Genomic DNA, 23,352 nt, shown 5'->3' on the forward strand with positions numbered 1-23,352 from the left:
ACTCGTTAGAGTATATATATTGAAATCATCCAACAACCTTAAACACAATCCCTCAACATGAATATTCAAGAACTAAAACTAAAATCGTCTGAACAATTAATAGCTCAAGCAGAAAAGCTTGGGATTGAAAATGCTAGCACACTTAGAAAACAAGAAATTTTATTTGCTATACTAAAAAAAGTTGCAGAAAAAGAGGAGATAACTGGAGCTGGAGTTTTACAATTATTACAAGATGGGTTTGGTTTTTTAAGGGCAATGGAATCAAACTATTTGGCTGGACCAGACGATATCTATGTTAGTCCAAGTCAGATTAGAAAATTTGGTTTAAGAACAGGAGACACCGTCGAAGGTCCTGTTAGAGCGCCCAAAGAGGGAGAAAGATATTTTGCATTATTACAAGTAGAAAAAATAAATTTTGAAGAACCAGAAAAAGCTCGTCACAAAATTGCATTTGACAATTTAACTCCACTCTACCCAAACAAACAAATGGTGATGGAAGTTGAGACAACCAAGATTGAAAAAAAACCAGATTTAACTCCAAGATTAATTGACCTTGTAAGTCCAATTGGGAAAGGTCAAAGATCAATAATTATATCTCCTCCTAAAGCGGGTAAGACAATGATTTTACAAAGTATTGCAAACTCAATAGCTAAAAACTATCCAGAAAGTTACTTGATGGTTTTATTGATTGATGAAAGACCAGAAGAAGTAACGGATATGAAAAGAACGGTTAAGGGTGAGGTTATCAGTTCTACTTTTGATGAGCCTGCATCAAGACACGTTGCTGTAGCTGAAATGGTAATTGAAAAAGCAAAAAGATTAACTGAGCATAAAAAAGATGTTGTAATTTTATTAGACTCAATCACAAGATTGGGTAGAGCTTATAATGCAGTAATTCCAAGTTCTGGAAAGGTGCTAACAGGTGGAGTTGACGCAAATGCACTTCAAAGGCCAAAAAGATTTTTTGGTGCCGCTAGAAATATTGAAGAAGGAGGATCATTAACAATCATCTCAACTGCACTGATTGACACGGGATCAAGAATGGATGAAGTTATTTTTGAAGAATTTAAAGGAACTGGAAATAGTGAAACAGTTTTGGATAGAAAGATTGCAGAAAGAAGAATTTATCCAGCAATTGATATAACTAAATCTGGAACAAGAAGAGAAGAATTACTTTTTGATAAGGATGACCTTTCAAAAATGAATGTATTGAGAAGGATCATCAGTCCTATGGGAACAATGGATGCTATTGAATTTATTAATTCAAAACTTAAAGAAACAAAAAGTAATGCGGATTTCTTTAGCTCAATGAACAAACCAGCTTAAAGTTAAACTCTTTTGAGGTAAAGCTAAGTATTTTTAATTTTTGTATTTAATTTATTATTAAAGATATCCAATCTCGAACATTTCTTTTTCCTCATCAATTTTATCACTCAGACCACTAAAATCTCCTCTTAATGGAAATTGTTTTATTCCTATATCATTAATATTTACATTTGCATCTTGCTTAAATAATAAAGAATCTAAAAATTATCTGACCTAAGTGCTTCCACCCTTTGGATATGAAGCTAACTAAATGATCATAAAAACAATATAATTTTATTGATTTTATCCGTTGTTCTTTTGAGGTATTTATTATCATAATGTCTATAAAACCTGAAAATATAAATCTTAATAAAATTTTTATAAAATATTTAAATGAAAAACAGTATAGCAAACTACAACTTCATTATGAAAAATTAGGCAAAACAGAAAAACAATTACCTGCAATAATATTTTATTATGCATGTGCTATAACATTAAATCCATCTTCAAATATTAAAAATCTCAAACACGCACACAATTTATTTGAGATGCTTTATGTTAATAATAGACATGACTTGCAACTATTATGCAACATGATTGAACTTAGTTTTAGAACTCAAGAATTTAAAGTCGTTTTGCCCTATGTTGAAGAAGCATATAAAATTAATCAGAGTGATGAGAGGCTATTACTTGGATTAAGTAAAATTCACCTTTATTTAGCTAATTTAAAAGAGTCTATAAAATATTATAAAATTCTATTCAAAATTAATCCCAAATCAAAAATTAATAGAGATGAATTTTTAACATCTTTAAATTATGCCAGTGGTATAACTCAAGAATATTATCTCTCTGAATGTAAAAATTATTTAAAATTATTAGAAACCAATAAAGATTTAGAAGATTATAATTTTAATTTTAAAAATTTAAAAAATAATAAAATAAAAATTGGTTTTTTATCAAGTGATTTTAAAACTCATCCAGTATCATTTTTTTTAAAAGGTTTATTATTAAATTTTAATAAAGATAAATTTGAGATTAGTTTAATTAGCAATTTACACAAATCTCATTATGATAATATAACCGATGAATTAAAGTTATTAACTAAAAATTGGATAAATATTAATAGTCTATCAGATTCTGAGGCTACTAATTTATTGAGATCATTTGAGCTTGATATTTTAATAGATCTTTGTGGTTTCTTTAGAGGAAATAGATTTCAAGTTATTTCAAATAGAGCAGCAAAAATTCAAGCTTGTTGGCTTGGCTACAATAATACAACAGGAATTAAAAACATGGATTATCTTATTGCAGACCATAATTTAATCAAAAAAGAAGAAGAAAAATTGTATTCTGAAAAAGTTTTATTTTTACCAAAAATATGGAACGCGATGACCCCATCAAACATTTTACCTGAAATACAAAAAAATAATTCGATATTTACATATGCTTCTTTTAATAATTTTCATAAAATATCAGATGACACTATAGATGTGTGGTCTAAAATTTTGAACAATTCTAATTCTCAAATTATTTTAAAAAACCCTATGCCATCAAGTATTGTTGGTGAAGAACTAAAATTAAATCTTTTAAAGAAATTTATAGCTAGAGGGGTGGAAAAAAAAAAAATTTTATTTATTAATCGTAAAAAAGATTTCCAAGACCATTTAGGCCTCTATAATAATGTTGATGTTGCGCTGGATACATTCCCCTACCCAGGTGTCACAACTACCTTTGATGCTGTTCTAATGGGTGTTCCTGTTTTAACAATGAAAGGTCATAATTTAAATTCACGATGTGGAGAAAGTATAAATATTAATCTTCAAATGCAAAACTTTATCGCTGAAAACAAAGACGATTATTTTAATAAAGCTCTTTCACTTCAAAAAGAAAAAAACATTTTACAAAATTTTGGAAAAAATTTGAGAGAAAAAGTATTAAAATCATCTCTCTTCGATACAAAAGATTTTACTAAGAGTTTTGAAAAAATTATTCAAAAAATTATTTCAAAATAATTTCATCCTTGTTAATTTAACGTTTTACAGAACTGTAAAATAAAAGTTATAATATCAGCATGACAATTTATGCTCTTTCCACTGGTCCAGGTATTTCAGGAATTGCTATTGTTAGAGTTTCTGGAAAAGATACTAAAAAAGTAATAAAACTATTAACCAACGCGGCTCTCCCAGAGACAAGAGTTGCTACTTTAAGAAAAATCAATAAAATCAATACTTCTGAGCTTATTGATGAAGGTATAATATTGTGGTTTCCTGGCCCTGAGAGCTACACAGGGGAGGATATGGCGGAATTCCACATACATGGAAGTAAAGCAGTAATTGATGCCCTGCATCACTCTATTTCAAAAATTAAAAATTGTCGTTTAGCTGATCCTGGAGAGTTTACAAAGCTTGCCTTTCAAAATGGAAAAATAAATTTGCTTAAGGCAGAGAGTATTGCAGATTTAATTTCAGCAGAAACTGAAATCCAAAGACAACAAGCAATTAAGATTATGAATGGAAAATCTGCAGATAAATTTAATAACTTAAGAGAAAAACTTTTAAAAATTTTATCACACGTTGAAGCAAAAATAGACTTTCCAGATGAAGATCTGCCAGAAGATATTTTAAAAAATATAAAAAAAATTTCTAATGAAGTAATTTTAAATATAAAAAAAATTCTAGACGATCAGAAAGTTGGTGAAAGAATTAGAGAAGGTTTTAAGATTGCAATCATAGGACCAACCAACGCTGGAAAGTCTAGCTTACTAAATCACCTTTCTAATCGAGATGTAGCAATTGTTTCAGAAATAGCTGGAACAACAAGAGATGTAATTGAGACTCATTTAAATATTGATGGTTATCCAGTTGTTGTTTCTGATACTGCAGGAATTAGAGATTCTAAAAATGAAATAGAAAAAAAAGGAATAAAATTAGCCCTTGATAAAGCAGACAATGCAGACTTAAAGTTAATTGTTATAGACGCTAAAAGCATTGATTTTAAAGGAGTTTTGAAGGAATTGATGGACGAAAATGCAATACTAGTGATTAATAAATCAGATCTTCTAAATAAAGATTTAAATTCTGAAATAAAAAATTATGAACATGTTTTAATTTCTGTAAAAAATAATCTCAATTTAGAAGATTTAATTTCAAAGATTAAAAATAAGTTAAAAAATAAATTTATCACAAGTGAGGATATTTTAATTACCCGTGCAAGACATAGACAACATCTTGAACAAAGCTTAAATTGTTTGAAAAACTTTGAAGAAAAAAATGAAGCAGAAGATTTTGATAAAGCTGCAGAAGATCTTCGTTTAGCAACACGACATTTAGGAATGATAGTTGGGAAAGTAGATGTTGAAGAGATATTAGGTAGTATTTTCAATGATTTTTGCATTGGCAAATAATCAACATTAGAGGGGTTTTTTAGCCTATTTTCTCTATTTTAGTTGATAACCATAACTAATTCTTCAATTTTAATCATAAAAAAGTAGCCTTAATTAACTTAAGAAATATTTATTAAAAAAATACTGTCTGCTTGTAAATATTTATATCAGTTATAAATTTAACTTATGAAAAATGATTTATCATTTGAGGTAGTAGTTATTGGAGGAGGACATGCTGGCTGTGAAGCTGCTGCAGCGTCTGCTCGTCTTGGAATTAACACTGCCCTTTTTACACACAAAATTGAGACCATAGGAGAGATGTCTTGTAACCCAGCGATAGGTGGTCTTGGCAAAGGTCATCTTGTTAGAGAGTTAGATGCTTTAGACGGTGTGATGGGAGATGTTGCAGATAAATCAGGTATACAATTTAGATTATTAAATAGAAGTAGAGGGCCAGCGGTACAGGGGCCTAGAACGCAATCAGACAGATCATTATACCGTAAATATATGCAAGAAAAATTACTAAACTATTGTAATTTAAGCGTTTTTTCTGATCCAGTAATAAAATTTATTTTTAATAAAAACACTATAAGTGGTTTTGAAACAAATTCAGGTAAAAAAATTTTATGTGGTAAGCTAATCTTAACAACGGGCACATTTTTGAATGGCTTGATTCATATTGGTGATGAAAGAACACCGGCTGGAAGATTTAATGAGAAGCCTTCAACAGGATTAAGTGAACAACTTGAAAAATATGATTTCAAAATAGGAAGACTTAAGACAGGAACACCACCAAGGCTTGATGCTAGAACAATTAAGTATGATAATTTAGAAGAACAGTTTGCAGATGAAGATCCTTACTTTTTTTCTTTCTTAACAAAAAAAAATTTAAACAAACAAATTTCATGTCGGATGACTTATACGAATGAAAAAGTTCATAAGATAATCCAAAAAAATTTAAAAAGAAGTGCGATGTATTCAGGTAGTATACAGGGGGTTGGCCCAAGATACTGTCCTTCAATAGAGGATAAGATAGTAAAGTTTGCAGATAAGGACCGTCACCAGATATATTTAGAGCCTGAGGGGCTAAATGACCACACAATATACCCAAATGGAATATCTACTTCACTACCTGAGGATGTTCAACAAGAAATATGTAACAATATCAGTGGTTTAGAAAATGTAAAGATAATTAGACCCGGCTATGCCATAGAATATGACTATATCGACCCTAGAGAACTATTTTTAACTCTTGAAACTAAAAAAATTCAAAATTTATACCTTGCTGGACAGATAAATGGGACAACTGGATATGAAGAAGCTGCGGCTCAAGGTTTAATAGCGGGAATTAATGCTGCGTTATCTTTTAAGAAACAAGAACCATTTATTTTAGATAGATCAGATGCATACATTGGAGTTATGATAGATGATTTGGTAACAAAGGGTGTTGCGGAGCCTTACAGAATGTTTACCTCAAGAGCAGAATATAGACTAAGCTTGAGAGCAGATAATGCAGACCAAAGGTTAACAAATAAGGGAATTGAAATAGGATTAATATCAAAAGAAAGAGAGGACATTTTTAAGGATAAAGAAAAAAAACTAGGAATAATATCCAAAATAATGGGTGAATCGTTAATTTCTCCAACAAAAATTAAGAGCTTTAATATTAAAATTGCAAAAGATGGCATTCTAAGAAAATCTAATGAAATATTAACCCAAAAAGGTGTTAATATGAAAAAAATAAGAGAAATTTGGCCTGAAATTCCTTATTTTGATAAAAAAATAGATGAGCAAATTGAAATAAATGCTCATTACAGAGGTTATCTTAAAAAACAAAAAGCAGATATATTAGCATTTAAAAGAGACGAAAATTTAGTTATACCTGAAAATGTTAATTATGATGATCTTTCTGGACTATCAAATGAGGTAAAAGCCAAATTTAATCAAATAAAACCAAAAACTATGGGACAAGCACTGAGAATTGATGGAATAACTCCAGCTGCAGTATATATTTTGTTGTCACATGTAAAAAGAAAGTCTATTAAGCTAATAGCTTAATGGAAGAAATTTTTAAAAATTATCCACTACTAAAAAATCAAAATGTTCCACGTGAAACATTAATTGAGTTTGATCTATTTATATCTATGCTACAGGAAGAAAATGAAAAAATTAATATAATAAGTAAAGAAACAGCTAAAAATGAGGTAATTAGAGAGCGTCATATAGTTGATTCAGCACAAATTATTGAATTTGTTGATTTAAATAGCAATATTATAACAGATATAGGTTCAGGCGGAGGTATGCCAGGTATAATTATATCTATTATGATCAAAAATCAAAAAAATTTAGCCAAAGTTCATTTATATGAAAAAAGTCACCATAAAAGCTCTTTTTTAAGAAAAGTATCTAGAGATTTAAAATTAAATACTGAAGTTATGCAAGAAAATATTTTTGAAGCAGAAAAATTAGACTCGGGTACAATAATGGCAAGAGCTTTTAAACCTTTACCAATAATTTTAGATTTAGTTTATAAAAATTTTAACAGTTATAAAAATTTAATTGTCTTTATGGGAAAAAACGGAGAAAAAGTTTTAGAAGAAACTTTAATGAATTGGGATTTTGATTTTGAAAAAAAAAAAAGTATTACGAGCGAAGATTCATTTTTATTAAATATAAAAAAAATTAAAAAAAAAAATTAAAAAACTAAATGCAAATTATTTCTATCATAAATCAAAAGGGTGGGGTTGGAAAAACAACAACAGTAATTAATCTTGCAGCAGGTTTAGCCCAACACGAAAAAAAAGTTTTAGTAATAGACCTTGACCCACAAGGAAACGCTACTACAGGTCTTGGTCTTTCCAATTTAGAAGGCTCGACAGATACTATTTATGGGGTGCTAAATGGAACAAGAGTCATTTCTGATGTGATTAGAAAAACTGAGTTTAAAAATTTAGATATTATCACTTCGAATGTAGATTTATCTGGGCTTGAGGTTGAGACAGCTGATGATAGCATGAGAGCATTTATTTTAAAACGCGAATTAACCGCTTATTTAAATGATTCTAGAGCAACCTATGATTATGTGCTTATAGACTGTCCGCCATCACTAAGCTTGCTTACGGTTATGGCTCTTGTGTCTTCTCACTCACTACTAGTTCCACTACAGACTGAATTTTTTGCTTTAGAGGGTTTAACCCAGCTGATGAAAACCATAGAACGGATAAAAGTTAATTTAAATCCTGAATTAAAAATTAGAGGCATACTTTTAACAATGTTTGATAAAAGAAATAAGCTATCCACACAAGTTGAAAAAGAAGCAAGAGACTATTTTAATGAAAAAGTTTATCTAACAGTGATCCCAAGAAATGTTAGACTGTCTGAGGCACCGTCCCATGGCATGCCAGTTTTAATGTATGATAAATCTTGTCCAGGTAGTAAATCATATTTTAACTTTACAGATGAATTTATTAATCAAGAACAAACAATAGGGAGCGCCGCATAATGGATGCAAATAAAATAAAAAAAGGCCTAGGTAGAGGTTTGTCATCTTTAATAGGTGAAACTAAAGTAGAAATAAATGTCAATAAAGTTTCGATATCTGATCTTGTAAGAAATAAATTTCAGCCAAGAAAAACATTTGATGCGGAAAGTTTACAAGATTTAACTAACTCAATAAAAGAGAGGGGTATTATTCAGCCTATTATTGTCAGAAGGTCTAGTGAAGATAACTCAAAGTATGAGATAATTGCAGGTGAGAGAAGGTGGTTGTCAGCACAAAAAGCAGGGCTACACGAAGTTCCAGTGGTTATAACGAACATAGATGATTTAAAATCTTTAGAATTTGCAATTATTGAGAATGTTCAAAGAAATGATTTAAATGTAATAGAAGAAGCACAAGGTTATCAGCGTCTTATTGAAGAGTTTTCATATGATCAAGAAAAAGTAGCACAATTTATTGGAAAAAGTAGAAGCCATATTGCTAATTGTTTGAGATTACTTAACCTTCCACAAGCAGTTTTAAAGTTAATTCAAACGCAAAAATTATCAGCAGGACATGCAAAAATTTTAGTAGGTCTGGATAATGCAGAGTTTGTTGCAAATAAAATAATTGAAAAAAATCTCTCAGTTAGACAGTCAGAAAATTTTGTTAAAATATTTAAAACTAAAAAACACTCTCTTAAAACATCTAAGGATATTAACCTACAAGTATTGGAGAACTCAATTAGAGAAAAAATTGGTCTTAATGTTTTAATTAAAAATAAAAAAAATAATTCAGGATCTTTATTATTAGAATATAAAGATTTAGATCAGTTGAATAAAATAATTGAAATTATTAAATCTAATTATTAGTTTTTTTTGAATTATTAATTATAAAATCTGCCAATATATTTTTAGCAAGCACTGAGTTTTTTTTGACTAAAAGTTCAATTTCATTAGTTTTATAAATTAACTGCTCTAACCCATCTTTTTTCCAAGATCTTATTTGTTGAATAACAAGAGGCTTGTCTTTCCAAAAAATTGGTGGTTTACAAGCAGTAATTGCTTGTTCAATATTGTTTTTTTCTTCAACTAATTCATGAATTTTGACTAGTCTTTTTAGTTTAGCTAATAATGTTCTAATTATTATGATATTATCTTCATCTGAATAGTTATTTTCACCTAAAATAGTGACTGTTTTCCTGGTATTTTTAGCAAGCGAGTGGTCCACGAGTTCAGAAGCACTATAATTGTCTGCAATGTTAGTTAACTTAATTATTTCTTGAATGTTCAAATTCTTTTTATTTAATGAAAAATTTTCAATTTTTTCTAATTCATTATTTAGATTTTTTCTATCACCCCTGCTTCTTTCTACTAAGACATTAATTAATTGCTGAGATATTGGGATTTTTTTATTTCTAAAAAAAAGACTAATAATTGAATTTAAAGTTTGATTATTATCTTCATAAAACGGGATACATGCAATTGATTTTTCTTTTTCAAAGAGTTTTCTTAAGCTGGATTTTTTTTCTAAATTTTTTGAATTTAAGATAATTTGTATATCTTCAGGTTTTTTCTCCATCAACTCTTCTATGATTGTTTTAATTTTATCTGTAGCTCTATTAATAATTATGAGTTTTTCATTATCAAAAAAAGATTTATTAAAAATATTATTAAAAAAAATATTAATATCATCTAGTATCTCTTTTTCTTCATATCTATGAATTTTATCTTTATAATTTTTTTCAAATAAATTTTTAATATTCTCTTCTTTTAAACCTTCGTTATCACCATAGAATAAATAAAATTTATAATTATTTAGTTTTATTTTGGGTAATTCAAACGACTTTAGTATCATTGAATATTAGATAGTTTAAAAATTAATTTATCTGCAGCTGTCTCAGCTAAATTATTTTTAATTTCATCTTCATATTTTTTCAAATTAAATTTATTAGAAATGCTATTATAATTAAAACTTTCCAAAATTATAAAATTACTTTTAAATTTATTGTTCATCAAAACTTCTACATTAATAGAAACTAAATTTTTAAAGGATGTGCTGTCCCCAGCAGTATTTTTTGCTAAAGTTATTTTTTCTGAAGTGCTAGAGATTCTTAGTATAAAATCTTTATCTTTTTTAGCTTGAGCATAGTTATTTAGTTTTTCTTTGATCTTTAGATTAACTATTCTATCTCCAACAAAGCTTAAATCACTTACTGAAAAACTATAATTTACAGAATTCTTTTTGGAGTAAATTGCTTCATACCCACATGATGATAGTAGTAATAAAAGAAGAAGTATAATTTGTTTTCGGAGCATTTTTTATAGTATAATATTTATAAGCCTGTTGGGTACAAATATTGATTTTTTTATTGTTTTGTCTTTTAAAAATTTTTCAATTTCTAGGTTTGTTTTTATGATCTCTAAAATTTCTTTTTCAACCACATCTCTTTTTATCTTTAAAATAGCTCTTTTTTTACCATTAATCTGAACAACAAAGTTAATATCTTCTTCTATCAAATCTTCCTTTGAAATTTCTGGCCAACTTATTTGATTTTCATTAATGGTACTTAAACATTCATTTGAAAAATGTGGAATAAATGGATTCATTACAATTAAAATTTTTTTATAGTTTTCAATTAAAATCTCTTTTTTTATAGGCTTGTCTATTTCTTTGATCAAAAAATTATACATTTCATAAAAGTTAGCAACTATTACATTATAATGAAACTTTTCTAGGTTTTGGGTTATTTTATTAATTAGTTGATTAGTAAATTTAGCTAAATCGTTACCCTCACTGCCTTGATCATTATTTTTTATTTTATCTAAAATTTTAGAATTTAATGTCCATAGTTTTTGAACAAATTTAAATGATGCTAACATTCCCTGATCTGACCATTGCACATCTTTTTCTGGAGGACTGTCTGATAAAATAAATAATCTAACAGAATCTGCCCCATAATTTTTTATTATATTCTCTGGATCTATTGTATTTTTTTTAGATTTTGACATAGACTCTGTTGGTCCAACAATTATTTTTTCAGAAGGATTATCTTTTTTATAAAATTTTTTACCATCTTCTGAAGTTACCTCATCAGGACTTAACCATTTATTATTTTGGTCTTTGTAAGTTTCGTGACAAACCATTCCTTGTGTAAACAATCCATCGAACGGTTCTTTTAATTTAAAATCATCATTTTTATAAGATAGTGCTTGCATAAAAAACCTTGAGTATAATAAATGTAAAATAGCATGTTCAACACCTCCAATATACTGGTCAACTGGCATCCAGTAGTTAGCCTCTTCTTGAGTAAATCCACGATCTAGATTATGAGGTGAACAAAATCTTAAAAAATACCAAGAAGAATCGACAAAAGTATCCAATGTATCGGTTTCTCTTCTATATTTTTTGCCATCTAAGATAAAGAATTTCCAGTTATCTTCTGAGTCCAAAGGATTTCCTGTGTTGCTTAATTTTTCAATTTCTGGAAGTTTAACAGGCAACATATCTCTTGGAATTTTAATAGGCTGATCATTTTCATCATAGGCTATTGGAATAGGACAGCCCCAGTACCTCTGCCTTGATATACCCCAATCTTTTAATCGATAATTAGTCTTTTTTGTTCCTAGATTATTCTTTTCAAGAAATTCTATAGTTTTAATAATAGATTGGCTTGGAACTTTTAAACCATCAAGAAAATCTGAATTACAAAGATATCCTTCACCCGTATAAGCCTCATTATTTATTTTAAAGTCTTTATCTTTTTCAGGTTTAACAACAGGTGTAATTTTTAAATTATATTTTTTTGCAAAATCTAAATCTCGTTGATCATGTGCTGGACAACCAAAAACAGCACCTAACCCATAATCCATTAATACAAAGTTTGCAAAATAAACTGGAACTTTCATATTTTTATCTAGTGGGTTAACTGCAATCATGTCAGTTTTAAAACCAAGCTTTTCTGCAGAAGCAATAGATTCTTCAGTAGTACCTGTTTTAGAGCACTCTTCTCTAAATTTTTGAAATTCTTTATCTTCCTCGTAATATTTTGCTAAAGGGTGGTCAACTGAAAGAGCAAGAAAGGAAAAACCAAATAAAGTATCAGGCCTTGTTGTATAACACTTAATACTCTCAATAGGCTTTTCACTTTCAATTTTAAATTCAACTTCACAACCAAACGATTTACCTATCCAGTTCTTTTGCATCACTTTTACTTTATTGGGCCAATTTTCTAATGCATCTAATCCTTGCAACAGGTCTTCTGAAAATTTTGAGATATTAAAAAACCATTGATTTAGCTTCTTTCTTTCAACTGTAGCTCCTGACCTCCAACCTTTCCCATCTACCACTTGTTCATTGGCAAGAACAGTTTCATCAACTGGGTCCCAGTTAACATAATTTTCTTTTCTGTAAACTAATCCCTTGTCGTACAGATCTAAAAAAAATTCTTGTTGGTGTTTATAATAATCTTCAGAACAAGTTGAAATTTCTTTGTCCCAGTCAATCGATAACCCAAGCTTTTTAAGTTGGGATCTCATAGTCTTAATGTTTGATTCAGTCCAGGTTTTAGGATCTAAATTATTTTGTCTTGCAGCATTTTCTGCAGGCATACCAAACGAGTCCCAGCCCATTGGATGAAGAACATTGTAGCCCTGCAATGTTTTATAACGTGCTAGCACATCACCAATTGTATAATTTCTAACATGTCCCATATGGATTTTACCAGATGGATATGGAAACATTTCTAGGCAATAAAATTTTTTTTTGGTTTTATCTAATTTTGATGAAAAAACTTTATTCTTATGCCAAAATTTTTGCCATTTTTCTTCTACAGTTTTAAAATTATATCTATCCATAAAATTAATTATTAATTTTATTATTATTTATTAATCTTTGGGGTCAGAAGTGATATATGGTTTGAAGTTTTTATCTTTCATTTGTTTTTCGTAAACAGCTGCGGTTTTTAAAATTTTATTTGTCAATTCAGAAACTAAATTCCCAGACTTTTCAGTTATCACACAATTAAATTGCACATTACACTCTCTATTAAAAACTTTTATATCTAAAGCATCAGACCTTACTTCATTAGTTAAAAACCTTATTGAGATTTTAATACTTTCATTGTCAACATTTGATGAATACCAATCTGTGATTATAATGCCTCCACTATAATTTACAGAAGCTAATGGCATAAAATCAATTGTGTCTAAGGAAGCTCTCCATAATTCATTCGAACTTGCAAACTCAAATGTTCCACCTTTATTTTTCCCAACATCTGAAAGTCTAAAACCTCTACCTTCCTCAATATTTTTTTTAACACGTGCTTCGGGGTTAGGAGGATATTTTCTTGCGTCAGCACCGGGTAATTTACCACCACAAGAATTTAAAAAAATTGCAGAAAGAAATATTAAAAATAAGAATTTTAGGTTTTTTGCTATATTCATGAAAAATTTATTGTTATTTTGAGAATTTACACACTTTACTTAAGAAAACATTAAAAATATAGGAAAATAGACATACAATGTGATGTATATATGCAACACATATTAAAAATTTAATAAATATATGGACTTTATAAACAACTAAAACCCAGATTTCTATATAGATACCGTGTTTAATATTAAACAATAAACAATAACAATAAGGAAAAAATATGAATAACTTAAAAAAAATAGGACTAACAGCTTTAGCTGGTTGTCTAGCCGTAACTTCAGTGCACGCATCTGAATTAACTGCATCTGGTTCAGCTAGTATTGGTTTCGGTGGTGCTGATAAAGGTACTTCTGCAAACGGTTTCTACATGAATGATGAAGTAACTTTTTCAGGTAGTGGAGAATTAGATAATGGTTGGAATGTAACTTTATCTATGCAAGTAGATAACAACGAAAACGTTGGAACTTCTACATTTGATAACAGAAGTGTGACTATTAATATGGGTGATGCTGGAACTTTTGCTTTTGGTGGTCATGGTCTTGATTCAGTTGTAGGTGGTGTTGACGATGTAATGCCAACAGCTTACGGTGAAACTTGGGATATCATTTCAAACACTGTAGATAATGGTGGTGTAACTTCTACTGCTTCTACATTATTTGGTGCTATCGGTTCAGCTGGAAGTAACAACATGATGAGATACGACAACACAACTGCTGTTGAAGGTCTTAAAATTTCTGCTTCATACGTTCCATCTGGAACTGGTGAAGTTGAAAGTTCAGTTGACTACGGTCTTGAATACACTGGCTACGAAGGTTTAACTCTTGGTTATGCTATGGGTGAAAACAATGCTGCTGGTGGAACTAGCAACACTGACAATGACACTATGTATGTTAAATATGCATATGGTCCAGTAACTGTTGGTTACCAAAAATCAGAAATAGATGCTACTACAGCAACTGATACTGACGAATGGACTGCATATGGTGTTACTTACGCTGTATCAGATAGTCTATCAGTTGGTTACGCTGAGTCTACTTACGATGCAGGTAGTTCAACTACTGACCAAGAAAACTCTAACCTATCAGTATCATACACTCAAGGTGGAATGACTTTAGCAGCAGGTTTTGCTGAAGAGAAAAACAGAGGTGGTTTAACTACAGCTGTTAATGATGTTAAAGGTTACGATATAAGTTTAGCATTTGCATTCTAATTAATTTAGAACACAAATTAATAAAAGGGCCCCTTTTTAGGGGCCTTTTTTTTGTTCAAAAAAAGAAATACCAGCAAAGCCTATACAGTTAACTAAATTTAATTTTTTCAAACTAGTCTTTGAAATACCACCAAGAGCTATAAATGGTTTTTTACTCAGACGAGATAGAAACTTAAATCTATTAATACCTAAAAAGTTTTTATTTTTTTTAAATATTGATGATAAAAAAATTGCTTTAACATTTTGTGATTCCTTATTTCTTATTTCAAAAACATTGTGAGCAGAACCTAAAATAATAAAATTTTTTTTAAAAGAATAAGAGAGATGTTTTTTGTCGTTATTAAAAGATGGAATGTACGCCCCATTCAAGTTAAGTTTTATGGCTAATTTTATGTTGTTTGATAGTAAGAATTTGTGACCTCTCTTTTTACAATAACTTTTTATTCTTAAAATTAGTTTTTCATCTATATCTTGGTCATAATTCCTGTAGATTATAGTGGTTTCTTGATCTTGTTTATCTATATGACTTTGATTAAATTTATTTATGAAGTAATATTTTTTTAGAATTTTATTATGCATAATACAGTTAAAAATTTAATTTATATAGAAGACCTCGTTAAATCTAAAGTAAATCATGTTAAATTGCCTAAAATTATTGCAGTATCAAAGACTTTTCCAATAGAAAATATTTTACCATTAATTGAGTATGGCCATCTTCATTTTGGAGAAAATAAAGTTCAAGAAGCCCTTGATAAGTGGGTTCACATAAAAAATCAAAATCCGAGTATTCAGCTTCATTTAATTGGAAGACTTCAAACCAATAAAGTAAAAGTAGCTTTAAGAATATTTGATTATATTCATGCATTGGATAGTGAAAAATTAGCTAATAAAATTGCTGATGAACAAACTAAACAAGGAAAAAAACCTAAGATATTTATTCAAGTCAATATTGGTAACGAAAATCAAAAATCTGGAATAAATAAAGAAAGACTGAGTGATTTTTATAAATTTTGCAAAAATTTAAATTTAGATATCATTGGTACGATGTGTATTCCACCAAATGATGACAATACCAAAAAATATTTTTCTGAGATGAATGAAATAAACCAAGAATTAGACTTTAAAGAGCTAAGTATGGGCATGTCGGGAGATTACTTGGAGGCTATTAGATATAATGCAACATATGTTAGAGTTGGCTCAAAAATATTTGGTAGTAGAACTTAACCAATTTTAATTTTAGTTTTTTTATCTATTAATTTTAGTAAAATTTCAAAATCTTTTTTTTTTAGAGTAACACATCCCGCTGTTGGTTTATAATCATCTGTTAAATGAATAAATACTGCGCTCCCTTTACCTGGAGTTTTTTTTTCATTGTGACTAATTGAAATTATATAATCATATTTATGATCTTTTCTATGAAGGTTTTCTCTAAAATTTTTATTGTTTGTTGTAATTTCTTCATTATATTTTTTGTGTTTTGGGTCATCACACCAAGCCATATCTTGTTCAATGATCTTTTTATTGATTTTGCATTTTGGGATACCAACACGATCTTTTCTAAAATATAATTTTCTTAAATTAAATAACCCTTTTGGGGTTGAATGATCTCCCTCTTTTTTATTAGAATTTAAGCCACTTTTTCCAACAGAGCATTTCAATTTAAATTCGTCAATTATAAGAGTGTTTTTATTTGGCACATGAATTATCATAAGTAATATTAAATATAATTATGCAAAATGTTTTTATTTTAAACTTTAATTCACTATATGAAATTTTAGACGAGATAAAAGAAAATTTATCTTTTACGATTATAAAAATTGAGAATGAAGAAGATTTTCAAAAGAAATTTGATCTAAATAGATTAGATTATTTAATAATTTCAAAAACAGGTCATAAATTACTACGAAATATTAATATAACTGATAAAAATTTTTTACATTTTAATGATCTGCCCTTATCATTTAAAAAATTAATAGAATTAATCAATATTAAATTAATCAAATTAAAATTTAACCAACAGTCTAAGATTATAATTAAGGGCTATGAGTTAAATTTAAATTCTAAATTCTTTTCTAAAGATAATTTAAAATTAAAGTTAACAGAAAAAGAAATTGAAATTATTTTGTATTTAAATAATAAAAAAATTAAACACAATGTTGAAGACTTACAAAAAAATATATGGTGTTACTCGGCAAATATGGAAACCCACACGGTAGAAACACATATTTATAGACTTCGAAAAAAAATAAGTGATTTATTCAAAGATGAAAAATTTATACTAAGCCATAAAAATGGCTATTTTATTGACTAAAATAGCTAATCTAGTCTGGCACCAATTTTTTGAATTATCTTTGAAGACATTGCAGTCCCTTTTTCGAGACATTCTCTAGTAGAACTATTATTGATTAACCCATGAAGAAAACCAGCCGCAAATAGATCTCCAGCACCTGTTAAGTCTACAATTTTTAAATTTGGTTTACTTTTACATTCTGTAATTTCTTGATTCTTAACAGCAATGCTTCCTTTTTCACCACGTGTGATAATTAAAAGTTTCCCCAGTTGTTTTCCAAATTCAATAACCTCTTCAAAGTTTTTAGCATTAATTAATGATCTAATTTCTTGTTCGTTAGCAAAGGTAATATCAAGTTTATTTTTAACTAAATCTAAAAAATCACTTTTATGTCTATCCACACAAAATTGATCTGATAAGGACATTGCTTTAGTGTTAGACATTGACATTGCCTTATCAAAAGCTGACTTGGGTTCTCCCTCATCCCACAAATATCCTTCTAAAAATATCATTTTACTTTCTTGTATAGCTTTTTCATTAATATCACTGGGGCTAATTTTTCCAGCAATACCTAAAAATGTAACCATAGTTCTTTCTGCATCTGGTGTGATTAAGATTAAACAAGTACCCGTTGGTGAGATTTCTTTTTTTTTATTATAAAAATATTGAACTTTTTCTTTAGTTAGACCTTCTTCGTATTTTTGTCCCAAATTATCATCGTTAACTTTACCTATAAACCCAACATCATTTCCTAATTGTGATAGTCCAACAATAGAATTTGCAACCGACCCACCAGAGATAGTTTGTTCTATCTTAAGACTTGATAAAAGTTTTTTAAATTCTATTTCGTCAACCAGTTTCATTGTACTTTTTATTAATTGATTATTTATTAAGTATTGGTCATCAACTTTACAAATGACGTCAACAATGGCATTACCAATTCCTAGTATTTTCATATTAAGCTTTTTTTATTTTAACTGGATTTTTTCGATTAGGATAACAAGTCGTGCAAATTTTACAAGTCAAACCATAACATTCCCTTGCCTTACAAAATTCTCTTCCATAATAAATTATTTGTAAATGCAATTTGCTCCATGTTTTTTCTGGGAATATTCTTTTTAAATCTTTTTCAGTTTGAATTACATTTTTGCCATTTGTTAAACCCCATCTTTGAGCTAATCTATGGATGTGGGTATCAACTGCAAAAGCTGGAACTCCAAAACCTTGAGACATAACCACACTTGCAGTTTTATGGCCTACACCAGGCAGTTTTTCGAGCTCTTCAAAGCTTTTGGGTACTTTGCCTCCATGCTTTTCAAGAAGCTGTTTAGACATCAAATAAATACTTTTAGCCTTAACTCGAAAGAGACCAATACTTTTAATCAATTTTTCTATTCGTTTTTTGCCTAATTTTACAAAATGCTCAGGTTTATTATATTTTGGATATATATTTTTAGTTACATTATTAACATTTAGATCAGTACATTGTGCCGATAAAAGAACTGACATTAAGAGAGTAAAGTTATTAATATGATCTAGCGGGATAGGGGTTGTTGGATAAAGTTTATTTAAAATTTTTAGTATTGTTTTTGCTTTATCTTTTTCATCCATTATCTAAAGTTCAATAAATCTCTCATCGAATAAAGTCCTGGTTTTTTATTAATCAACCATTTTGCAGCAGTTAAAGCTCCATCTGAATAAAGTGCTCTATCAAAAGCCTCATGATTTAATTTTATTATTTCTTTTCCACTGGAAAATGTAACTTCATGTTCACCAATAATTTCACCTTTTCTAATTGAATTAAAATTAATTTTTTTTCCATAAGGAAAAGATTTTTTATTTAAAAATTTTTTACCCATTAAGTTATAAAGGTTTTTATTTTTTCCATCTGCAATTCCTTTTCCTAGCATTAAGGCTGTTCCTGATGGGTAATCTTTCTTGTGTTTGTGATGAACTTCAAAAACCTTGCTTAAATATTCTTCATTTAGTGATTTTGAGGTAATTTCTGTTAAATACATTAATAAATTAACGCCAAGGCTCATATTCCCAGCTTTTAAAATTGGAATGGTTTTAGAAAATTTTTTAATCAAGGCCTCTTCTTTTTGATTAAATCCTGTTGTTCCAATTACTACTCTTTTTTTTAATTTTGAGGCAATTTTTAAAATATCTAAAGTACAGTTTGGGACTGTAAAATCTATTATTACATCAGTTTTTTTAAAAGTTTGTTCGGTGTTTACATCAAGCTTGATACCAGCAATTTTTTTACTGATAGCTTTATTTTCTGTTAGAGCAGTTAGTTTAAAGTTTTTATTATTTTTTGAGGATTTAATAAGCTGTTGACCCATTCTCCCTAGACAGCCAGAAATAGCTAAATTAATTTTTTTCATCTAAGAAAATATTAACCTTTTTTAGTAAATTAGTCTTTAGTTTTTCCAAAAACTTTTTGCTTTTTGAAAGAATTGTTTGATACTTGGATTAGACTTTTCATTTTCAATTTCTCTAAATTTTTCAAGTAAAGCTTTTTGCTCTTTATTTAAAGAAATAGGAACTTCAGTATTTACTTGGACATAAAGGTCTCCATTTCCACTACCTCTCATATAAGGCATACCTTTGCCTTTTAGCCTAAATTGTTTTCCATTTTGAGTTCCATCAGGTATTTTAATTTTAGCTTTTCCGCCATCAATTGTTGGTATCTCTATTGTGGTTCCTAAAGCTGCATCAGCAATGGATATAGGAAATTCAAAGAATAAGTTTTCATCAGATCTTTTAAATAAATCGTGTGAATGAACATTTACAAATAGATAAAGATCTCCATTTGCCCCACCTTTGGATCCCGCTTCACCTTTGCCAGCTAATCTAATCCTAGTTCCATCATCGACACCTTTAGGTATTGTAACTGATATTTTTTTGGAGGCTTGTTTGTTACCTTGACCATTACAATCTGTACATGGATTTGTTATTTCTTCACCAGAGCCTGCACATTGAGGACAAGTTTGTTGAACAGTAAAAAAACCTTGGTTAGATCTTACTTTTCCATTTCCACCACAAACTGTACATCTGTCTGGAGAATGACCAGGTTTAGAGCCATTACCATTACAAGTATTACATTTTTCTGTAGTTGAGAATTTTATATCTTGTTTTTTACCCTCATAAGCTTCTTCAAGAGTAATAGATAAATCATATCGAAGATCAGAGCCTCTATTGTTGGTTTTTCGTCTTCCTCTTGATTGTCCACCACCAAAATCTCCAAAAAAATCTTCAAAAATATCTGAAAAATCTGCTCCGCCAAAACCACCACCAAAGCCTCCTCCTTGTCTGCCTCCACCACCCTCAAAAGCAGCGTGGCCAAAGTTATCGTAGTTTTGTTTCTTTTCTTTATCTGAAAGGACGCCGTAAGCTTCACCAGCTTCTTTAAATTTATCTTCTGAGGCTTTATCACCTGGGTTTTTGTCTGGGTGATATTTTACAGCTAATTTACGGTAAGCAGATTTTAATTCTTCAGGGCTTGCACTTTTGCTAACCCCTAAGACGTCATAAAAATCTCTTTTAGCCATAAGTTACTTTAAGATGATAGTTGCTGTAAGTCTTAGGCGCTTTTTTCTTTATCTTCTTCTTTGCCTTCTTTGCTTTCTTCTTTAACTTCTTCAAAGTCAGCATCAACTACATTATCGTCTTTTTTTCCTTCATCATTTTTATCACCTTCTTTTGGTGAGCCTTCTTTTTTCTCTTGAGATTTATAAATTGCTTCACCTAACTTCATAGAGGCTTGAACTAAAGTTTCAGTTTTCTTTTTAATTTCTTCGGTATCAGTTCCTTTAATAGCTTCTTTCAAGTCAGTTGAGGCATCTTCAATTGCTTTTTTATCAGCATCAGAAACTTTGGCACCATGCTCTTTTAGATTTTTTTCAGTAGAGTGTAAAAGAGTGTCTGCTTGATTTCTAACATCAACAGATTCTCTTTTCTTTTTGTCCTCTTCTTTATTTGCTTCAGCATCTTTTACCATTTTTTCAATCTCTTCATCACTTAAGCCACCAGAGGCCTGGATTTGAATTTTTTGTTCTTTTCCCGTTCCTTTATCTTTAGCAGAAACACTCACAATTCCATTTGCATCAATATCAAAAGTTACTTCTATTTGAGGCACTCCTCTTGGAGCAGGCGCAATTCCAACTAGTTCAAAGTTTCCTAACATTTTATTGTCAGATGCCATCTCTCTTTCACCTTGAAGCACTCTTATCGATACGGCAGGTTGATTGTCATCAGCTGTTGAAAATACTTGGCTTTTTTTTGTTGGTATTGTTGTATTTTTTTCAATTAATTTTGTTGAAACCCCACCTAATGTTTCAATTCCAAGCGATAAAGGTGTTACATCTAAAAGAAGGACATCTTTAACGTCTCCTTGAAGAACACCAGCTTGGATTGCAGCACCCATTGCTACAACTTCATCAGGGTTTACACTTTTATTAGGTTCTTTACCAAAAAAGTTTTTAACTTCAGATAGAACTTTAGGCATTCTTGTCATTCCACCAACCATTACAATTTCATCAATTTCACTTGCAGTAAGCCCTGCATCTTTAAGAGCAGTTTTACATGGTGGTAATGTTCTTGAGATTAAATCTTCAACCAAAGCTTCTAATTTTGCTCTAGTCATTTTTAGATTGATATGTTTTGGACCAGTTTTATCAGCTGTTATAAAGGGTAAATTAACATCTGTTTGCTCTGCAGAAGATAATTCAATTTTTGCTTTTTCAGCAGCTTCTTTTAATCTTTGAAGAGCCAATTTATCTGATCTTAAATCAATTCCAGAATCTTTTTTAAATTCACCAATTAAATAATCAACGATTGTATTATCAAAGTCTTCACCACCTAAAAATGTATCTCCATTTGTAGATTTAACCTCAAATACACCATCACCCAACTCAAGGATAGAGACATCAAAAGTTCCACCACCTAAGTCATAAACAGCTATTTTTTTATTTTGCTTTTTATCTAAACCGTAAGCAAGAGAAGCAGCTGTTGGTTCATTAATAATTCTTAAAACTTCAAGACCAGCAATTTTACCAGCGTCTTTTGTTGCCTGTCTTTGAGCATCATTAAAATATGCAGGAACTGTAATTACAGCTTTAGTTACTTCTTGGCCTAAATATTTTTCAGCTGTTTCTTTCATCTTTTGAAGAATAAAAGCTGAAATTTGAGAAGGTGAATATTTTTCCCCTTTAGCTTCAATCCAAGCATCTCCTTTTTCTGAATTCACAATTTTAAAAGGTGCAGCTGCAATATCTTTTTTTACAGTAGGGTCTTCAAAACTTCTTCCAATTAATCTTTTTACAGCAAAAATAGTATTTTCAGGGTTAGTTACAGCTTGTCTTTTTGCAGGTTGACCTACAAGTTTTTCCCCATCCTCAGTAAAAGCTACAACCGAAGGAGTTGTTCTTGCACCCTCAGCATTTTCTAAAACTTTTGGCTGACTACCTTCCATGATAGACACGCATGAATTTGTTGTTCCTAAATCTATTCCTATAATTTTGCTCATAATTTAATTCCTTTCCTTCATATAAGTGTTAATTTTCAATCTACAAGTTCTTACAATTATAATTAATTGTCTGAATTTTCTTTATTTTCCTCACTTTTTTGATCATCTGGAGTTTTGGTTTTTTTTGAAACTCCGACTAATGCTGGTCTTAAAAGTCTATCTTTCATCATAAAACCTTTTTGAATTTCTTGAACTATTGTTCCAGGTTCTTTTTGATCGTCATCAATTTCCATCATAGCTTGGTGTTGATTGGGATCCAATTTTTTACCAATAGAAACAACAGGTGTAATTCCATTTTTTGAAAAAATTGACACCATATCTTTACTAATAATTTCAAAATGCTCTAAAGTTTTTTTTAAAGCTTCAGTATCTTTTAGTACTTCATCACTTTCTAAAATTTGTTTTGACCTTTCAAGATTATCAATTAAATTTAAAGCTTCTTTTGCAAAAGAAAATCCACCATAATCAAAAGCATCATCTTTTTCTTTTTCAAATCTTCTTCTTTGATTTTCCATTTCAGCAAAAGTTCTAGTAAGCTTATCTTCTAACTCCTTAATTTTTTCTTCAGGTGTAATCTCTTTTGCCTCTTCTGTTTTATCAGCTGAAATTTCTTGTTCTACTTGGTTTTGCTCCTCAGCTTTATTCTCTTTAATTTCTTCATTTTGGTTTTCAGAATTAATGTTTTGATCTTTTTCCATGACAACTTATATGGTATGAAATTTGA

At 29.4% G+C, this 23,352-nt stretch carries 22 protein-coding genes; 10 read left to right on the forward strand and 12 right to left on the reverse strand.

Annotated elements, in window-relative coordinates; all coding sequences use genetic code 11:
- Nucleotides 1–57: 57 nt before the first annotated feature.
- The 7 genes from rho (at nt 58) to SAR11_RS01780 (ending at nt 9,037) form a co-directional block, all read left to right on the forward strand.
- Nucleotides 58–1,326, forward strand: coding sequence for a transcription termination factor Rho (rho, locus tag SAR11_RS01750; RefSeq protein ID WP_006997560.1), 1,269 nt, complete (start codon nt 58–60; stop codon nt 1,324–1,326).
- 317 nt (nt 1,327–1,643) lie between these two features.
- Nucleotides 1,644–3,317, forward strand: coding sequence for a peptide transporter (locus SAR11_RS01755; RefSeq protein ID WP_011281641.1), 1,674 nt, complete (start codon nt 1,644–1,646; stop codon nt 3,315–3,317).
- Between the two features lie 59 nt (nt 3,318–3,376).
- On the forward strand, nt 3,377–4,708 hold the full coding sequence (gene mnmE, locus SAR11_RS01760; protein WP_011281642.1) for a tRNA uridine-5-carboxymethylaminomethyl(34) synthesis GTPase MnmE: 1,332 nt from the start codon (nt 3,377–3,379) through the stop codon (nt 4,706–4,708).
- Between the two features lie 165 nt (nt 4,709–4,873).
- Nucleotides 4,874–6,745, forward strand: coding sequence for a tRNA uridine-5-carboxymethylaminomethyl(34) synthesis enzyme MnmG (gene mnmG / locus SAR11_RS01765; protein WP_011281643.1), 1,872 nt, complete (start codon nt 4,874–4,876; stop codon nt 6,743–6,745).
- Nucleotides 6,745–7,386, forward strand: coding sequence for a 16S rRNA (guanine(527)-N(7))-methyltransferase RsmG (locus tag SAR11_RS01770; protein WP_011281644.1), 642 nt, complete (start codon nt 6,745–6,747; stop codon nt 7,384–7,386). The genes mnmG and SAR11_RS01770 overlap by 1 nt, the downstream gene beginning before the upstream one ends.
- An 8-nt stretch (nt 7,387–7,394) precedes the next feature.
- Nucleotides 7,395–8,189, forward strand: coding sequence for a ParA family protein (locus SAR11_RS01775; protein ID WP_011281645.1), 795 nt, complete (start codon nt 7,395–7,397; stop codon nt 8,187–8,189).
- A complete protein-coding gene (locus SAR11_RS01780) occupies nt 8,189–9,037 on the forward strand; it encodes a ParB/RepB/Spo0J family partition protein (protein ID WP_011281646.1) in 849 nt (282 codons plus the stop codon). Before SAR11_RS01775 ends, SAR11_RS01780 begins: the two co-directional genes overlap by 1 nt.
- Here the strand turns inward: SAR11_RS01780 and holA are convergent.
- From holA to SAR11_RS01800, 4 genes are read right to left on the reverse strand one after another with little or no spacing between them, the layout of a single operon-like run.
- Nucleotides 9,027–10,022 carry a DNA polymerase III subunit delta gene (holA, locus tag SAR11_RS01785; protein ID WP_011281647.1) on the reverse strand — a complete coding sequence of 332 codons (996 nt, stop codon included), beginning with the start codon at nt 10,020–10,022 and terminating at the stop codon, nt 9,027–9,029. The genes SAR11_RS01780 and holA overlap by 11 nt on opposite strands.
- Nucleotides 10,019–10,483: a hypothetical protein gene (locus tag SAR11_RS01790; RefSeq protein WP_011281648.1), complete on the reverse strand. Its 465-nt coding sequence runs from the start codon at nt 10,481–10,483 to the stop codon at nt 10,019–10,021. The genes holA and SAR11_RS01790 overlap by 4 nt, the downstream gene beginning before the upstream one ends.
- Nucleotides 10,484–10,486: 3 nt before the next feature.
- Nucleotides 10,487–13,021: a leucine--tRNA ligase gene (leuS, locus tag SAR11_RS01795; protein ID WP_011281649.1), complete on the reverse strand. Its 2,535-nt coding sequence runs from the start codon at nt 13,019–13,021 to the stop codon at nt 10,487–10,489.
- A 30-nt stretch (nt 13,022–13,051) separates the two neighbouring features.
- Complete coding sequence (locus tag SAR11_RS01800) at nt 13,052–13,609, reverse strand: DUF3576 domain-containing protein (RefSeq protein ID WP_011281650.1); 558 nt, start codon at nt 13,607–13,609, stop codon at nt 13,052–13,054.
- A 209-nt stretch (nt 13,610–13,818) separates the two neighbouring features.
- Between SAR11_RS01800 and SAR11_RS01805 the strand changes: the two genes are divergently transcribed.
- Entirely contained in the window at nt 13,819–14,808 is a 990-nt protein-coding gene (locus tag SAR11_RS01805) for a porin (RefSeq protein ID WP_011281651.1), read from the forward strand.
- Nucleotides 14,809–14,844: 36 nt separating this feature from the next.
- Here SAR11_RS01805 and SAR11_RS01810 read toward each other — a convergent pair whose 3' ends face one another.
- Nucleotides 14,845–15,387, reverse strand: coding sequence for a thiamine phosphate synthase (locus SAR11_RS01810; RefSeq protein WP_011281652.1), 543 nt, complete (start codon nt 15,385–15,387; stop codon nt 14,845–14,847).
- Here SAR11_RS01810 and SAR11_RS01815 point away from each other — a divergent pair.
- Nucleotides 15,382–16,032, forward strand: a complete 651-nt coding sequence (locus tag SAR11_RS01815; protein ID WP_006997546.1) for a YggS family pyridoxal phosphate-dependent enzyme — start codon at nt 15,382–15,384, stop codon at nt 16,030–16,032. The genes SAR11_RS01810 and SAR11_RS01815 overlap by 6 nt on opposite strands.
- Here SAR11_RS01815 and SAR11_RS01820 read toward each other — a convergent pair.
- The gene (locus SAR11_RS01820) at nt 16,029–16,505 is read right to left on the reverse strand and encodes a L,D-transpeptidase family protein (RefSeq protein ID WP_230454314.1); all 477 of its coding nucleotides are present in this window, start codon (nt 16,503–16,505) and stop codon (nt 16,029–16,031) included. The genes SAR11_RS01815 and SAR11_RS01820 overlap by 4 nt on opposite strands.
- Nucleotides 16,506–16,537: 32 nt before the next feature.
- On the opposite strand from SAR11_RS01820, the gene SAR11_RS01825 reads away from it, so the two are divergent.
- Entirely contained in the window at nt 16,538–17,119 is a 582-nt protein-coding gene (locus SAR11_RS01825) for a helix-turn-helix domain-containing protein (protein ID WP_011281653.1), read from the forward strand.
- A gap of 5 nt (nt 17,120–17,124) precedes the next feature.
- On the opposite strand, the gene SAR11_RS01830 is transcribed toward SAR11_RS01825, so the two are convergent.
- The 6 genes from SAR11_RS01830 to SAR11_RS01855 all read right to left on the reverse strand — a co-directional run bounded on the left by SAR11_RS01830 (nt 17,125) and on the right by SAR11_RS01855 (nt 23,326).
- Nucleotides 17,125–18,054 carry an adenosine kinase gene (locus tag SAR11_RS01830; protein ID WP_011281654.1) on the reverse strand — a complete coding sequence of 310 codons (930 nt, stop codon included), beginning with the start codon at nt 18,052–18,054 and terminating at the stop codon, nt 17,125–17,127.
- A gap of 1 nt (nt 18,055) precedes the next feature.
- Complete coding sequence (nth, locus tag SAR11_RS01835; protein WP_011281655.1) at nt 18,056–18,709, reverse strand: endonuclease III; 654 nt, start codon at nt 18,707–18,709, stop codon at nt 18,056–18,058.
- Nucleotides 18,709–19,485 carry a 4-hydroxy-tetrahydrodipicolinate reductase gene (gene dapB / locus SAR11_RS01840; RefSeq protein WP_011281656.1) on the reverse strand — a complete coding sequence of 259 codons (777 nt, stop codon included), beginning with the start codon at nt 19,483–19,485 and terminating at the stop codon, nt 18,709–18,711. Before dapB ends, nth begins: the two co-directional genes overlap by 1 nt.
- A gap of 36 nt (nt 19,486–19,521) precedes the next feature.
- Nucleotides 19,522–20,652, reverse strand: coding sequence for a molecular chaperone DnaJ (gene dnaJ / locus SAR11_RS01845; RefSeq protein ID WP_011281657.1), 1,131 nt, complete (start codon nt 20,650–20,652; stop codon nt 19,522–19,524).
- 32 nt (nt 20,653–20,684) lie between these two features.
- Nucleotides 20,685–22,628: a molecular chaperone DnaK gene (gene dnaK, locus SAR11_RS01850; RefSeq protein ID WP_006997539.1), complete on the reverse strand. Its 1,944-nt coding sequence runs from the start codon at nt 22,626–22,628 to the stop codon at nt 20,685–20,687.
- Nucleotides 22,629–22,690: 62 nt separating this feature from the next.
- Nucleotides 22,691–23,326, reverse strand: a complete 636-nt coding sequence (locus SAR11_RS01855; protein WP_011281658.1) for a nucleotide exchange factor GrpE — start codon at nt 23,324–23,326, stop codon at nt 22,691–22,693.
- Nucleotides 23,327–23,352 lie beyond the last annotated feature (26 nt).

This window comes from Candidatus Pelagibacter ubique HTCC1062 (assembly GCF_000012345.1).
GTDB classification, from domain to species: domain Bacteria; phylum Pseudomonadota; class Alphaproteobacteria; order Pelagibacterales; family Pelagibacteraceae; genus Pelagibacter; species Pelagibacter ubiqueversans.

Bases quoted from the DNA above. Each gene is read 5' to 3' on its own strand.
- rho (WP_006997560.1), top strand. From the start codon at position 58: ATGAATATTCAAGAACTAAAACTAAAATCGTCTGAACAATTAATAGCT.
- SAR11_RS01755 (WP_011281641.1), top strand. From the start codon at position 1,644: ATGTCTATAAAACCTGAAAATATAAATCTTAATAAAATTTTTATAAAA.
- mnmE (WP_011281642.1), top strand. From the start codon at position 3,377: ATGACAATTTATGCTCTTTCCACTGGTCCAGGTATTTCAGGAATTGCT.
- mnmG (WP_011281643.1), top strand. From the start codon at position 4,874: ATGAAAAATGATTTATCATTTGAGGTAGTAGTTATTGGAGGAGGACAT.
- SAR11_RS01770 (WP_011281644.1), top strand. From the start codon at position 6,745: ATGGAAGAAATTTTTAAAAATTATCCACTACTAAAAAATCAAAATGTT.
- SAR11_RS01775 (WP_011281645.1), top strand. From the start codon at position 7,395: ATGCAAATTATTTCTATCATAAATCAAAAGGGTGGGGTTGGAAAAACA.
- SAR11_RS01780 (WP_011281646.1), top strand. From the start codon at position 8,189: ATGGATGCAAATAAAATAAAAAAAGGCCTAGGTAGAGGTTTGTCATCT.
- holA (WP_011281647.1), bottom strand. From the start codon at position 10,022: ATGATACTAAAGTCGTTTGAATTACCCAAAATAAAACTAAATAATTAT.
- SAR11_RS01790 (WP_011281648.1), bottom strand. From the start codon at position 10,483: ATGCTCCGAAAACAAATTATACTTCTTCTTTTATTACTACTATCATCA.
- leuS (WP_011281649.1), bottom strand. From the start codon at position 13,021: ATGGATAGATATAATTTTAAAACTGTAGAAGAAAAATGGCAAAAATTT.
- SAR11_RS01800 (WP_011281650.1), bottom strand. From the start codon at position 13,609: ATGAATATAGCAAAAAACCTAAAATTCTTATTTTTAATATTTCTTTCT.
- SAR11_RS01805 (WP_011281651.1), top strand. From the start codon at position 13,819: ATGAATAACTTAAAAAAAATAGGACTAACAGCTTTAGCTGGTTGTCTA.
- SAR11_RS01815 (WP_006997546.1), top strand. From the start codon at position 15,382: ATGCATAATACAGTTAAAAATTTAATTTATATAGAAGACCTCGTTAAA.
- SAR11_RS01810 (WP_011281652.1), bottom strand. From the start codon at position 15,387: ATGCATAATAAAATTCTAAAAAAATATTACTTCATAAATAAATTTAAT.
- SAR11_RS01825 (WP_011281653.1), top strand. From the start codon at position 16,538: ATGCAAAATGTTTTTATTTTAAACTTTAATTCACTATATGAAATTTTA.
- SAR11_RS01830 (WP_011281654.1), bottom strand. From the start codon at position 18,054: ATGAAAATACTAGGAATTGGTAATGCCATTGTTGACGTCATTTGTAAA.
- nth (WP_011281655.1), bottom strand. From the start codon at position 18,709: ATGGATGAAAAAGATAAAGCAAAAACAATACTAAAAATTTTAAATAAA.
- dapB (WP_011281656.1), bottom strand. From the start codon at position 19,485: ATGAAAAAAATTAATTTAGCTATTTCTGGCTGTCTAGGGAGAATGGGT.
- dnaJ (WP_011281657.1), bottom strand. From the start codon at position 20,652: ATGGCTAAAAGAGATTTTTATGACGTCTTAGGGGTTAGCAAAAGTGCA.
- dnaK (WP_006997539.1), bottom strand. From the start codon at position 22,628: ATGAGCAAAATTATAGGAATAGATTTAGGAACAACAAATTCATGCGTG.
- SAR11_RS01855 (WP_011281658.1), bottom strand. From the start codon at position 23,326: ATGGAAAAAGATCAAAACATTAATTCTGAAAACCAAAATGAAGAAATT.